Source organism: Gordonia rubripertincta (assembly GCF_038024875.1).
Taxonomy (GTDB): domain Bacteria; phylum Actinomycetota; class Actinomycetes; order Mycobacteriales; family Mycobacteriaceae; genus Gordonia; species Gordonia rubripertincta.
Map to the genome: position 1 here is coordinate 4,459,906 of NZ_CP136136.1, position 12,327 is coordinate 4,472,232.

The window sequence follows — 12,327 nt, forward strand, 5'->3', positions numbered from 1 at the left end:
GCTAACCCGCTACGGCCTCGATTTATGTCCGGTACATGCTCATCGTGGGGACTTCACGGTGTGCTCATGTCTTCTGCAACCTGTTCCGACTCCGAGGAGCCATCTTTAGTGGGTGATCACGCCGAGCTGTTCGGCGAGATCGTCCGGGTCCGCGGTCAGACCGGGGGTCCGGAGTGCCGCGGCGAAGGCCCTGCGTCGCGTCGCGACGGAGATGCACTCCGCCCTCGCATGCAACCAAGCGCCACGTCCCGGCATGGTCTTCGCGGGATCGGCCACGAGCACTGGGATATCACCACGCTGTTGCGTGACGACACGAACCAACTCGGTGGCCTCTGCCCGTTGCCGGCAACCGATACACATCCGTACCGGCCTGTGATTGGTTGACGTGCGGGGGGCGGATCGCTGAACCATCGATCAGTCTAGCGCGACCGGGTGGGTTGCGAACAATCGGCTGTCACTCGTGTCACTCGGCGCTCCCCTCGACCGCGGGGGCTGCGTCGGAGCGGATGTCGATCCGCCAACCGGTCAGCCGGGCGGCCAAACGGGCGTTCTGCCCCTCCTTGCCGATGGCTAGGGAGAGCTGATAATCCGGTACCACGACCCGGGCCGCCTTCGCGGCCGCGTCGACCACGGTGACCGATACAACCTTCGCCGGGGACAGCGCATTCCCGACGAACACACCGGGATCGGAGTCGAAGTCGATGATGTCGATCTTCTCGCCCGCCAGTTCGCTCATGACGTTGCGCACACGCTGGCCCATCGGGCCGATGCAGGCACCCTTGGCGTTGAGTCCGGCGACACCGGTGTGCACGGCGATCTTGGACCGGTGACCCGCCTCTCGGGCGACCGCGACGATCTCGACCGAACCGTCCTCGATCTCCGGCACCTCGAGCGAGAACAGCTTGCGGACCAGGTTCGGGTGGGTACGCGACAGCGTGATCTGCGGTCCGCGGGGGCCGCGGCTGACGCCGACCACGTAGCACTTGATGCGGTCGCCGTGGGTGTAGACCTCGCCGGGCACCTGCTCGGCGGGCGGGATGACGCCCTCGGTGCTGTTGGCGTCGCTGCCGATCTGCACCACGACCATGCCGCGGGCGTTGGCGCGGGAGTCCTGTTGCACCACGCCGCCGACGATCTCGCCCTCGTGTGCCACGAGGTCGCCGAAGTTCTTCTCGTTCTCCGCGTCGCGGAGGCGCTGCAGGATGACCTGGCGCGCGGTGGTGGCCGCGATCCGGCCGAAGCCCTCCGGGGTGTCGTCCCACTCGTGGACGACGTCGCCGTTCTGGTCGAGTTCCTGTGCCATCACGCGGACGGCACCGGACTTGCGGTTGATGTCGACACGCGCATGCGGCGCGAAGCCGTCGGTGTGGCGGTAGGCGGTCAGCAGGGCGGTCTCGATGGCGGTGATGACCGTCTCGATCGAGATGCCCTTGTCGGCCTCGATCATGCGCAGCGCGCCGATGTCGATGTTCATGGGGTCTGGCTCCTATTCACTTGTCGCCGCTCTTCACTTGTCACTGCTGTTCACTTGTTCGGTTCTTCGGTCTTCAGTTGTCCAGTTGCGTGCGGTCCCGCGTCCGCCGGCGCCCGATCTCATCGGCGTCGAGGCCGCAGAGTTCGAGTTCGGCGATGCTCGGCTGCGAGAAGTCGACCTGCACGACCGCTCGCGTCACGGCCTCGAGCGGGATCGTCTCGACCGCGATCCGTCCGCGGTGGTTCATCACGATCTCGACGTTCGTCTCGTCGAGCTTGCCGATGCGACCGGTGAGGGACCGCTCCTCGCCTCCGTCGTGTGGGGCGACGTCGACGGTGACGCGGCGTCCGGTGTTTCGACGCCAGTGCCGCGGGAGGGTCAGGGGACGGTCGACGCCGGGCGAGGTCACCTCGAGGACGTAGGGGTCCTCGTCGGCGAGTTCGGGAACCGCGTCGAGGACCTCGGAGATCCGGTTGGACAGGTCGGCGAGGACGTCGAGTTCGCTGCCGCCGTCGCGGTCGACGACGATCGTCAGTTCGTCCTGGCCGTCGCGTCGGTTGACGATGACGTCTTCGAGGTCGAAACCTTGCTCTACGACAAGCTTTTCGACGAGTTCACTCACCTGCGGCGGGCTGATCGGCATGCCACTCCCCTCGTCTTCAGTTGTCGGGCCGTGCAAGGTCTCGCACGAAGTTGCTCCGACACATCCTAGTGGATCCCGAGGCATGCCCCGACCACCTTCGTTTCGCGGCTGGCATCATGTGTCGCGTGACCACATTGGATCGGCGCACCGTGCTGCGCGGAGGACTCGTGGCCGGGGTCGCGGTGGCCGGCCTGGGCGCCGTCGGCGTGTCGGGCTGCAGCACCGGACCGTCGGAGGAGGCCGTCACCGCCGAGCGGTTGGTACCGCTCGTGCGCAGTGCCCTCGCCGACGAGAAGAGTGCACGATCACTCGCCGGCGCCGAACCCCGGTATGCCGCCGCACTCGCCGTCGTCGCAGACCAACGCGTCGAGCATGCACGGGCGCTGCGTGAGGAGATCATCCGGCTGGATCAGGACGTCGCGGCCACCATCGACGAACCGGCCCCCTCGTCGGCACCCGCACCGGCCGGACCGCCGACCCTGGTGGGCGTGCGCGCCGGCCTCGAGCAGTCGGCCGGCGAGGCGCGCGATGTGGCGATCTCGGTGTCCGGGTACCCGGCCGGACTGGCCGGATCGGTCGCGGCCGCCGTGACCTCGATGAGAGAGGTGCAACTGGCATGACCAGCCCCGTCCCCTCCCCGGTGGCCGACACCGGCGATCCGCTCGCCGTCGCCGCCGACGCCGAGAACGCGGCGATCTTCACCTACGGGGTGATCACCGCGTTCGTCGCGGCCGCGCGTCGTCGCATGGTCGGCGATTACGCCGCCGAGCACCGCGCCCGCCGGGACGAGATCGACCGTGCCATCACCGCCGCCGGCGGCACACCACCGCTGGCCGCAGCCGGTTACACGCTTCCGGTGGAGGTCACCGATCCCGAGACCGCCGCTCGGGCGGCACTCGCGGCCGAGGTCGACTGCACCACTGCATACCGGGCGTTGGTCGAGCAGGCCGACGACGAGCCGGGTCGCCGGATCGGCGTCGACGGCCTGTCGGACTCCGCAGTCCGCGCCGCCACGTGGCGTGCCCTGTTGCAGGAAACCCCGGTCACGGTCGCGTTTCCGGGATCTCCCGTCTCCGGCTGAGCCGGACTCGGATCCGCTCGATCAGCCGCGCGCCGCGGCGACGATCGAATCCACCGCTCCGTCGACGGCCACCTCGGCGGCCTCACCGGTGAACCGGTCACGAATCTCGATGGTGCCGTTGGCGTAACCGCGTCCGACGACCACGACCGTCGGCATGCCGAGGAGTTCGGCGTCCTTGAACTTCACGCCGGGCGAGGCCTTGCGGTCGTCGAGGAGCACTTCGAGTCCAGCGGCGTCGAGGTCAGCAGCAAGCTGCTCGGCACCGGCGATCGCGGCCTCGTCCTTGTTGGCGATGACGAGGTGAACGGCGAACGGCGCCACGGTCTTCGGCCAGCGCAGACCCTTGTCGTCATGCGACTGTTCGGCGATGACCGCCACCAGGCGCGACACACCGACACCGTAAGAACCCTGGGTCAACCGGACCGGCTTGCCGTTCTCGCCGAGCACGTCGACCTCGAAGGCGTCGGTGTACTTCTGGCCGAGCTGGAAGATGTGGCCGATCTCGATGCCCTTGGCGCTCACCAGCTTTCCCGCACCGTCCGGCGACGGGTCGCCGTCGCGGACCTCGGCGGCCTCGATCGCGCCGTCGGGCGTGAAGTCCCGGCCGGCGACCAGCCCGAACGTGTGGCGGCCGGGTTCGTCGGCTCCGGTGATCCACGAGGTCCCGTCGACCACGCGGGGGTCGACGAGGTAGCGGACACCGTTGGCCTGCAATGCCTTCGGACCGATGTACCCCTTGACCAGGAACGGGTTGGCGGCGAAGTCCGCGTCGGTGAGCAGTTCGACCTCGGCCGGCGAGACGGAGGCCTCGAGACGCTTCATGTCCACCTCGCGGTCGCCGGGGACACCGACGCCGACGAACTCGGGATCCTTGCCCGGCGCAAGGAGTTTCACCATCACGTTCTTGAGGGTGTCGGCGGCGGTGTACTCGCCGTCGAGGTTCGCATTCGCCCACTCGACCAGGCTCGCGATGGTCTCGGTGCCCGGGGTGTCGTGCACGACCGCCTCGGGCAGGCCGTCGACCGGCTTCGGGTCGGGCGCATGCGTCACGACCGCCTCGACGTTGGCCGCGTAACCCGACTCCAGGCATCGCACGAAGGTGTCCTCGCCGACCTCGGACTCGGCCAGGAACTCCTCGGAGGCGCTGCCACCCATCGCGCCGGAGGTGGCGGAGACGATGACGTACTTGATCTGGAGGCGTTCGAAGATCTTCTGGTACGCCTCGCGATGCGCGTTGTAGGCCTTCTTCAGGCCGTCGTCGTCGAGGTCGAAGGAGTAGGCGTCCTTCATCACGAATTCGCGGCCGCGGAGGATGCCCGCGCGCGGCCGTTCCTCGTCGCGGTACTTGGTCTGGATCTGGTACAGGATGACCGGCATGTCCTTGTAGGACGAGTACTCGCCCTTGACCAAGGTCGCGAAGAGTTCTTCGTGCGTGGGTCCGAGGAGCATGTCGGCGCCCTTGCGGTCCTTGAGGCGGAACAGGGCGTCGCCGTACTCGGTCCAGCGGTTGGTGGCCTCGTAGGGTTCGCGCGGCAGCAGCGCCGGCAGCAGGATCTCCTGGCCGCCGATCGCGTTCATCTCCTCGCGCACCACGTTCTCGATGGCCTTGAGCACTCGCAGACCCAGCGGGAGCCAGGAGTAGACGCCGGGCGCGACGCGGCGGACGTAGCCCGCTCTCACCAGCAGCTTGTGGCTGGGCACCTCGGCATCGGCCGGGTCGTCGCGCAGGGTCCGCAGGAACAGGGTCGACATGCGTGTGATCACGACAAACCAGCTTAGTTATGGTGTTCCGGTGCTCGTCATCCTCCCTCCCTCCGAGACCAAATCCGACGGTGGGCACGGGGCTCCCCTCGATCTCGACACCCTGTCGTTCGCCGAGCTGAACCCGGTCCGCAAACGGATCGGTGAGGCCATCGTCGACCTCGCCGGCGACCTCGACGCGAGTCGCAAGGCACTCGGCCTGGGAGCCACCCAGCTCTCCGAGGTGGATCGCAACGCCGACCTGTGGCTCTCCCCCACCCGACCGGCCATCGAGCGCTACACCGGCGTCCTCTACGACGCTCTCGACCACGCCTCGCTGACCAAGGCGGGCAAGACCAAGGCCGCCGAGCGCCTGGCCATCGGCTCGGCGTTGTTCGGTGTGGTGCGTGCCGCCGACGCGATTCCCGCCTACCGGTTGTCGGGTGGATCGAAACTGCCCGGCATGCCGACGCTGGCGTCGATCTGGAAGCCGGAGCTGTCGCCCGCGCTGGACGCCGTCGACGACTTCGTCGTGGATCTGCGTTCCGGGGTCTACCAACAGCTCGGCCCGGTCAAGGGTGCGGTCACCGCGACGGTGATGACCGAGCAGCCCGACGGGTCACGCAAGGTCGTCAGCCACTTCAACAAGCACTACAAGGGTCTGATGGCGCGCGAGCTGGTCCGCACACGACGTACCGTGCGCGACATCGACGGCCTCGCCGCGGTCCTGTCCGACGCCGGTCAGCGCGTCGAGATCGCCGCAACCGACCAGATCGTCGTGCTGACGGACTAGTGGCGCCGACGGACTAGGGGTCCACCCCGGCGTCGGCCGCTTCCTGGGCGGCCTGCCCCTCGGCGACCTGTTCCGGGGTGAAGCGCATGAACAACACGACGATCGCGGCGATGACCGCGATGCCGGCGCAGGCCGCGAAGGCGAGGCCGTAGCCCTCCGCCTGGGCGGCCAACTGGGTCGGGTTCATGGTCTCGACGGGTCCGGTGGTGCCGCCCTTGGACAGCGCCCGCGAGGTCACCATCGCGCCGACGACGACGAGGCCGACCGCACCGCCGAGGTTCTGCGCGACCTGCGCGAGGGCGGTCAGCGGACCGATCTCGTGGGGTCCGACGCCGGCGACCACCGACAGGGTCAGCGGGATGACGGCGAGGCCCACGCCGAAGCCGATCACGATGACCGGGATGAAGATGCCCGGGAAGTAGTCAGGGGCGTCGGTGGCGATCGACGAGGCGTAGAAGCAGCCGGCGAGGATGACAGCGCCGCCCACCAGGACCAGCCAGCGCGGCTGGATCATCAGCGAGAGCTTCGACGCGATCGCCGCGGCGATGCCGAGCCCGAAGGCGAAGGGCACGACGGCGAGACCGCTCTGGATCGGCGAGTACTTGAGAATCCCCTGCAGGTACAGCGAGATGAAGACCGCCATGCACATCATGATCATGCTGGCGAACAGGATCGCCCCCAGCGCCGCGACGCGTGAGGTGTTGTCGAACAGCGAGAACGGCAGGATCGGGTTGGCAGCACGGCGCTCGACGATCACGAAAGCGATGAGTGCCAGAACGCCGAGCACGAACGAGCCGATCACGACGGGCGAACCCCAGCCGTTGGGTCCCTCGTTGACCCCGAGGACCAGCAGGGTGCAGCCGAGGGTGCCGAGCACCGCGCCGGGGACGTCGAGCGGCAGACGCTCACCCTGCGATTCGCGCAGCGCGATGATCGCGCCGATCACGACGACCAGGCCGATGGGCACGTTGATGAGGAACACGAGTCGCCACGACACCTCGGTCAGCACGCCGCCCAGGATGAGGCCGGCGACCGAACCGACGCCGGTCATCGCCGCATAGATGGCGAAGGCCTGGCTGCGGGGTTTGCCCGGCGCGAACGTGGTCGCGACCAGGGCCATCGCGGTCGGGGCGGCGATCGCGGCCGATGCACCCTGCAGGGCTCGGCCGACGATCAGGCTCGCCTCGTTCCACGCGAGGCCGCACAGGAGCGAGGTCAGGGTGAAGGCCACGACGCCGACGATGAACATCCGCTTGCGGCCGAAGGTGTCCCCGAGTCGGCCGCCGAGCAGCATCAGTCCGCCGAACGCCAGGACGTAGCTGGAGATGACCCAGTTGGCACTCGACTCGGAGAGGCTGAGGGCGTCGCGAATCCGTGGGAGGGCCAGCGCCGCGACGGTGCCGTCGAGCACCATGAGCAGCTGCATTCCGGACAACACCAGGATCGGCAGTCCGAAGACCGGACGGAACTGGGAGGTGTCCACAGTTCCAGCGTGCACGGATCCTGGATTCGACATAAGGCACGACGGTACCGGCCGAGCGCGCCGATGTGCCAATCCCTGTTGGTTCGGTGTCGGCGAATCGTTCGGCTCAGGCGCCTTCGGTGAACGCGGCCACCTGGCCGATGACGACGATGGCCGGCGGCCGCAGCCCCTCGGCCTCGGCGACCTCGGCGGCATGCGCGAGGTCGGTGCGCAGCAGGCGCTGCGTCGGCAGCGATCCGTTCTCGATCATGGCCACCGGTGTGTCGGCGGGACGGCCGCCTGCCAGCAGGGCGTCGGCGAAGACGTCGACGCGTTCGACGGCCATCATGAGCACGAGCGTGCCGCGCAGCTTGCCCATCGCCGACCAGTCGATCAGCGAGTCGGGGTGTCCCGGCGGGACGTGACCGGAGGCGATGACCACCTCGTGGGTGACGCCGCGATGGGTCACCGGGATGCCGGCCGACGCGGGTGCGGCGATCGAGCTGCTGATGCCGGGCACCACGGTCACCGGCACACCGGCGGCGACGCAGGCCTGCAGCTCCTCGAAGCCGCGACCGTAGACATAGGGGTCGCCGCCCTTGAGCCGGACGACGAACTTGCCCTCCTTGGCGCGCGCCACGAGGACGTCGTTGATGGCCTCCTGCTTCATCGCGCGTCCGTAGGGCACCTTGGCGGCGTCGATGATCTCGACCTGCGGGCCGAGTGATTCGAGCAGTTCGGCGGGTGCGAGACGGTCGGCGACGACGACGTCGGCCTCGGCGAGGAGGCGCTGACCGCGCACGGTGATGAGGTCGGGATCGCCGGGACCGCCGCCGACCAGCGCGACGCCCGGGGCGTGCGGCTCGACATCGTCGACGCTCAGCGAGCCCTCCGCCAGGGCACGGCTGATCGCGGCGCGCAACGCGGCCGACAGCTTGTGGTCGCCACCGGCGAGGACGCCGAACTGGACGTCGCGATGGCGGGCGGACGCCGGGGTGACCGCGGTTCCGTGCGGTGCGTCGTCGGCGCGCACGCAGAAGGTGTGGCGGCGCTCGGCCTCGGCGACGACCGCCGCGTTGACCGCCGGATCGTCGGTGCAGGCCATGACGTACCAGGCACCTTCGAGGTCGCCGTCGGCGTACGCGCGGCGGGTCACGGTGATGCCCTGGAACGATTCGACGGCCGGCGTCGGATCGATGGCGATGACGTGGACGTCGGCTCCGGCCGCGATGAGGTTCGGCAGCCGCCGCTGTGCGACGGAACCGCCGCCGACGACGACCACCCTGCGGCCCGCGAGATCGAGGCCGACGAGGTAGTGACCAGACATGGCACGGAACACTACCGGGCGCCGACCTGCTCTCCGGCGCCTGTCCGGTGTGATCTACAGCGGCAGTTCTCCGGTGCGTCGGATGTGATCCCAGATGTCGGCGGCCGGGACGCCGAGCCGGTGCGCGGCAGACTGCAGCAACATGCCGAGCAGCGTGGAACTGCAATAGGCGGCGTCGAGCGCGTCGTCGGCGCCCATGCGGATCTCGTTCCACCAGGCCGGGTTCCGGTCGGCAGCCGCCTCTGCCATCGAGATCGCCGTGGCGAATCCGGACTCACAGCCCACCCGCACCGGCTCCGTGATCGTCATGCGGCGGCTCCGGGCCCGCTCGCGCTGCAGGGCGCGCTCACGCGAGGCCTCGAACTTCTCGACCTTGACGTTCATCTCATCGAGGAAGGCGGCGAGCTGTTCGCGGTAGTGCTCGCCGAGCGGACCGAAGTCCTCGCGCTCGAAGATGCGCCACTTGCGCAGCACCGGCATGACGACCTCGGACATGTGCTGCGGCAGGTCGTAGATACCGCCCTTGGCGATGAGCACCGCGTTGCGCCGGAAGTTCGGCATGGTGGCGCCGGGCATCTGGAAGTTGGAGACGATCGCGTAGATCGCGGCCATGGTCTGGTCGGGAACCAGGTCGAGGGCGCCGGCGACGATGTTGCGGTAGAAGAGCATGTGCAGGTTCTCGTCGGCCGCCACGCGCTGCAGCATCCGGTCGGCGATCGGGTCGCCGCAGGCCTTGCCGGTGTTGCGGTGGGAGACGCGGGTGGCGAGCTCCTGGAAGCTGACATAGGCGACGGCGTAGAGCATGTCGAAGCTGTGGTCACGCTGTCCGTCGTCCTCGGGCAACGGGTTGAAGCCCGACGTCATGTGGGCCATGCGGATCTCTTCGAGCTCGACCGGGTCGACGCCGCGGGTGACGACGAGGTAGTCGCGCATGACCACCGAGTGGCGGTTCTCCTCGGCGGTCCAGCGTCCGACCCACCAACCCCACGCGTCGTCGAGGCTGAAGTTCTCGGCGATGACCCGGTGGTACGACGGCAGGTTGTCCTCGGTGAGCAGGTTGGTGATCATCGCGGCCTTGGCGGTCTCCGACAGCTGCGACTGTTCCGGGTCCCAGTCGACGCCGCCGAGCATCGCGAAGTTGCGACCGGAGTCCCAGGGCACGTAGTCGTGCGGATGCCAGTCCTTGGTCATCCGCATGTGACGCTCCACCTCGGTCTCGCACACGGGTAGCAGTTCGCGCAGCAGGTCCGATCCGGTCATCCCGCTGTTGGTCAGTTCCGGGGGTCCGATGAGGGTGGTCACGTGCTCTCCTGGTCCGAAGGTCGGGTGGGACAGGCGGATCGAGAATCCGTCGACAACCACTGTGCGCGCCGGGACGGGCGTTGCTCGTGGGGAGAAAGTCCCGCTTCCATGGGGGCAGACGTCGCGAATGTGGCCGGGACACTCGTCGCCGCCGACACCACGCCCCGTTGTGAGTTCTCGCAGCTGAGAAGGTCCGGTACGTTCAGACCATGGCTGACGATTCGACCCCCACACCGGTTCGCGTCTACCTCGTCGACGATCACGAACTCGTCCGACGCGGACTCCGCGACCTCCTCGGCACCGCAGGCGACATCGAGGTCGTCGGCGAGGCCGCATCCGTCGGTGAGGCCCTGGTCGGCATCCTCGCGACCAAGCCCGACGTGGCCGTGCTCGACGTCCGACTGCCCGACGGCAACGGTGTCGAACTCTGCCGCGACGTCCGCGCCGCCGAACCGGACGTGAAGTGCCTGATGCTGACCAGCTACGCCGACGACGACGCCCTGCTCGCCGCGGTCCTGGCCGGCGCGTCGGGCTTCGTGCTCAAGCAGATCCTCGGCCACAACCTGGTGGCCGCGGTCCGCACCGTCGGACAGGGCGGTTCGCTGCTCGACGACCGGTCGACCGCTGCCCTGCTGGCGAAGCTACGCGACGGCAAGCAGGAGGAGAAGGACCCGCTCGCCGAGTTGACCCATCAGGAACGCGAGGTGTTCAACCTCATCGGCGAGGGTCTGACGAACCGGCAGATCGCCGGACGGATGTTCTTGGCGGAGAAGACGATCAAGAACTACGTGTCCCGCATCCTCGGCAAGCTCGACATGCAGCGCCGCACCCAGGTCGCGGTGATGGCGACCAAGCTGCGCGACGGCAGGAACTAGCCGATCAGCGGGACCGACCAGGTCAGCGTCGTCCCGCCCTCCTCGCGTTTGCCGCGCGGGCGGGTCACGACGCTGAACGTCCCGTCGCAGTCCTCGGCGCGCCGGGTGAGGTTCTCCAGCCCGCGGTAGGTGACGTCGGTGCCGATACCGACCCCGTCGTCGGTGATCTCGACCGTCAGCACGTCGTCGGCACGGACCGCGACAGCGATGTGTTCGGCCTGCGCGTGCCGCAACGCGTTGCTCAGGCCCTCACGCAGCACCGCGTCGATGTGGGGTCCCAGCGTGTCCGGCACCACGGTGTCGACGGGACCGTCGAACTGGACGCTGGGCGAGATCGACGCATGCCCGGACAGTTCGGAGACGATGTCGAGGACGCGCCGCCGCAGGGTCGACCCGTCGTCGCCGGCGGTCACCGTCTGCAGGTCGAAGATCGACGTCCGGATCTGCGCGATCGTGCGATCGAGGTCGGTCATGATCTGCTCGAGTCGCGCGGTCGCGGCGGCGGGATCGGTCGACCCGGCCAGCAACGTCTGCACCGACATGCCCACCGCGAACAGTCGCTGGATCACGTGGTCGTGCAGGTCACGCGCGATGCGGTGACGATCCTCGAGCACCTCGAGATCGCGGGCGATCTGTTGCTGTTCGGCGTAGACGACGGCCAGCGAGGCGATCTCGGCGACGCCGGCCAGTCCGGCGATCTCCTCGGAGTCCCAGTACGGGCGGTTGCGGTGGGTGATGAGCATCCAGCCGAAGGCACCCGAGGCCCGCTGCAGCGGCTGCACCGTCGTCCAGCGGGCACCCCGGCGCACCAGTGTCGGGGCCATGGTGCCGGCGCGCAGGACGGTCAGCGCGTTCGCATGCGGCGCGGTGAAGTTGTCGAGCTCGATCCGCTCACCCGTGTGACCGCGCAACTCCACCTCGCCGTCGAGTTCGGTGAGAAGGAACACGTCGACCGCACCCACCAGGTCGGCGACATCGACACACATCCGGGACATGGTGTCCGACAGGGCGATACCGGCGAGCGGCTCCGATCCGCGCCGGGCCAGCACCTGCATCCAGCGATGCCGGGTGCGCGCCCGCTCGAAGAGTCCGGCGTTGTCGATGGCGATACCGGCGGCCACCGCGAGCACCGCCACGACCGTCTCGTCGACCTCGGAGAAGTCGTCGGCCGATCGCTTCTCGGTGAGGTAGATGCTGCCGAAGACCTCCCCGCGCACCAGGATCGGCGCACCGAGGAAGGTATGCATCGGCGGGTGGTTGGGCGGGAACCCGACCGAGGTCGGATGCGACCCGAGGTCATGGATGCGGTGCAGTCGGGGGTCGTCGATCAGCAGACCCAGCACGCCGCGGCCGACCGGCAGGTGTCCCATCGTCGCCCGCTGCGCCTCGGTGATCCCGATGTGGACGAACTCGCTCAGACCGCCGTCGGGTCCGCGCACGCCCAGTGCACCGTACTGCGCGTCCACCAGACCGGCGGCCACCTCGACGATGCGCTGCAGCGCACGATCGAGTTCGACGCCCTGCCCGACGACGAGCACGGCCTCGAGCAGCTGGCGGAGCAGATCCGGATCGTCGGCTCCGTGAGCGGCCAGCGCATCGAGCGTCTCGCGCAACCGCCTAGCCGTCATCG

Annotated in this window: 11 protein-coding genes and 1 pseudogene; 4 read left to right on the top strand and 8 right to left on the bottom strand. The window is 68.7% G+C overall.

All coding sequences use genetic code 11. The features are described 5' to 3' along the window. Positions 1 to 105 precede the first annotated feature (105 nt). The 3 genes from RVF83_RS20260 to rimP all read right to left on the bottom strand — a co-directional run bounded on the left by RVF83_RS20260 (position 106) and on the right by rimP (position 2,117). Positions 106 to 411, bottom strand: a complete 306-nt coding sequence (locus RVF83_RS20260; RefSeq protein ID WP_307827302.1) for a YlxR family protein — start codon at positions 409 to 411, stop codon at positions 106 to 108. 52 nt (positions 412 to 463) lie between these two features. Next, positions 464 to 1,474, bottom strand: a complete 1,011-nt coding sequence (gene nusA, locus RVF83_RS20265; RefSeq protein WP_005199033.1) for a transcription termination factor NusA — start codon at positions 1,472 to 1,474, stop codon at positions 464 to 466. 73 nt (positions 1,475 to 1,547) lie between these two features. Continuing rightward, complete coding sequence (gene rimP / locus RVF83_RS20270; protein WP_005199032.1) at positions 1,548 to 2,117, bottom strand: ribosome maturation factor RimP; 570 nt, start codon at positions 2,115 to 2,117, stop codon at positions 1,548 to 1,550. 116 nt (positions 2,118 to 2,233) lie between these two features. Between rimP and RVF83_RS20275 the strand changes: the two genes are divergently transcribed. Both RVF83_RS20275 and RVF83_RS20280 read left to right on the top strand, forming a co-directional pair. After that, positions 2,234 to 2,737: a hypothetical protein gene (locus tag RVF83_RS20275; protein WP_051989297.1), complete on the top strand. Its 504-nt coding sequence runs from the start codon at positions 2,234 to 2,236 to the stop codon at positions 2,735 to 2,737. Further along, positions 2,734 to 3,198 (top strand): ferritin-like domain-containing protein, encoded by a 465-nt coding sequence (locus RVF83_RS20280; protein ID WP_005199030.1) that lies wholly within the window; start codon positions 2,734 to 2,736, stop codon positions 3,196 to 3,198. Before RVF83_RS20275 ends, RVF83_RS20280 begins: the two co-directional genes overlap by 4 nt. 21 nt (positions 3,199 to 3,219) lie before the next feature. Here the strand turns inward: RVF83_RS20280 and RVF83_RS20285 are convergent, their stop codons facing one another. Continuing rightward, complete coding sequence (locus tag RVF83_RS20285) at positions 3,220 to 4,950, bottom strand: proline--tRNA ligase (protein ID WP_005199029.1); 1,731 nt, start codon at positions 4,948 to 4,950, stop codon at positions 3,220 to 3,222. Here RVF83_RS20285 and yaaA point away from each other — a divergent pair. Further along, entirely contained in the window at positions 4,949 to 5,731 is a 783-nt protein-coding gene (gene yaaA, locus RVF83_RS20290) for a peroxide stress protein YaaA (RefSeq protein ID WP_005199028.1), read from the top strand. The two genes, RVF83_RS20285 and yaaA, sit on opposite strands and share 2 nt — an antisense overlap. Positions 5,732 to 5,744: 13 nt before the next feature. Here the strand turns inward: yaaA and RVF83_RS20295 are convergent, their stop codons facing one another. The 3 genes and pseudogenes from RVF83_RS20295 to RVF83_RS20305 form a co-directional block, all read right to left on the bottom strand. Next, positions 5,745 to 7,247, bottom strand: a complete 1,503-nt coding sequence (locus RVF83_RS20295; RefSeq protein ID WP_039880540.1) for a DHA2 family efflux MFS transporter permease subunit — start codon at positions 7,245 to 7,247, stop codon at positions 5,745 to 5,747. A gap of 73 nt (positions 7,248 to 7,320) precedes the next feature. Then, entirely contained in the window at positions 7,321 to 8,520 is a 1,200-nt protein-coding gene (gene cobA, locus RVF83_RS20300) for a uroporphyrinogen-III C-methyltransferase (protein ID WP_174351891.1), read from the bottom strand. Positions 8,521 to 8,832: 312 nt separating this feature from the next. Beyond that, positions 8,833 to 9,822, bottom strand: a pseudogene (locus tag RVF83_RS20305) (acyl-ACP desaturase); the annotation flags it as partial. Positions 9,823 to 10,031: 209 nt separating this feature from the next. On the opposite strand from RVF83_RS20305, the gene RVF83_RS20310 reads away from it, so the two are divergent. Next, the gene (locus tag RVF83_RS20310; protein ID WP_005199024.1) at positions 10,032 to 10,697 is read left to right on the top strand and encodes a response regulator; all 666 of its coding nucleotides are present in this window, start codon (positions 10,032 to 10,034) and stop codon (positions 10,695 to 10,697) included. Here RVF83_RS20310 and RVF83_RS20315 read toward each other — a convergent pair. Further along, positions 10,694 to 12,325 (bottom strand): GAF domain-containing sensor histidine kinase, encoded by a 1,632-nt coding sequence (locus RVF83_RS20315; RefSeq protein WP_039880538.1) that lies wholly within the window; start codon positions 12,323 to 12,325, stop codon positions 10,694 to 10,696. The genes RVF83_RS20310 and RVF83_RS20315 overlap by 4 nt on opposite strands. Positions 12,326 to 12,327 lie beyond the last annotated feature (2 nt).

Excerpts from the sequence above, each read along its gene's own strand:
- RVF83_RS20260 (WP_307827302.1), bottom strand. The coding sequence starts at position 411 with ATGGTTCAGCGATCCGCCCCCCGCACGTCAACCAATCACAGGCCGGTA.
- nusA (WP_005199033.1), bottom strand. The coding sequence starts at position 1,474 with ATGAACATCGACATCGGCGCGCTGCGCATGATCGAGGCCGACAAGGGC.
- rimP (WP_005199032.1), bottom strand. The coding sequence starts at position 2,117 with ATGCCGATCAGCCCGCCGCAGGTGAGTGAACTCGTCGAAAAGCTTGTC.
- RVF83_RS20275 (WP_051989297.1), top strand. The coding sequence starts at position 2,234 with ATGTGTCGCGTGACCACATTGGATCGGCGCACCGTGCTGCGCGGAGGA.
- RVF83_RS20280 (WP_005199030.1), top strand. The coding sequence starts at position 2,734 with ATGACCAGCCCCGTCCCCTCCCCGGTGGCCGACACCGGCGATCCGCTC.
- yaaA (WP_005199028.1), top strand. The coding sequence starts at position 4,949 with ATGCGTGTGATCACGACAAACCAGCTTAGTTATGGTGTTCCGGTGCTC.
- RVF83_RS20285 (WP_005199029.1), bottom strand. The coding sequence starts at position 4,950 with ATGTCGACCCTGTTCCTGCGGACCCTGCGCGACGACCCGGCCGATGCC.
- RVF83_RS20295 (WP_039880540.1), bottom strand. The coding sequence starts at position 7,247 with ATGTCGAATCCAGGATCCGTGCACGCTGGAACTGTGGACACCTCCCAG.
- cobA (WP_174351891.1), bottom strand. The coding sequence starts at position 8,520 with ATGTCTGGTCACTACCTCGTCGGCCTCGATCTCGCGGGCCGCAGGGTG.
- RVF83_RS20310 (WP_005199024.1), top strand. The coding sequence starts at position 10,032 with ATGGCTGACGATTCGACCCCCACACCGGTTCGCGTCTACCTCGTCGAC.
- RVF83_RS20315 (WP_039880538.1), bottom strand. The coding sequence starts at position 12,325 with ATGACGGCTAGGCGGTTGCGCGAGACGCTCGATGCGCTGGCCGCTCAC.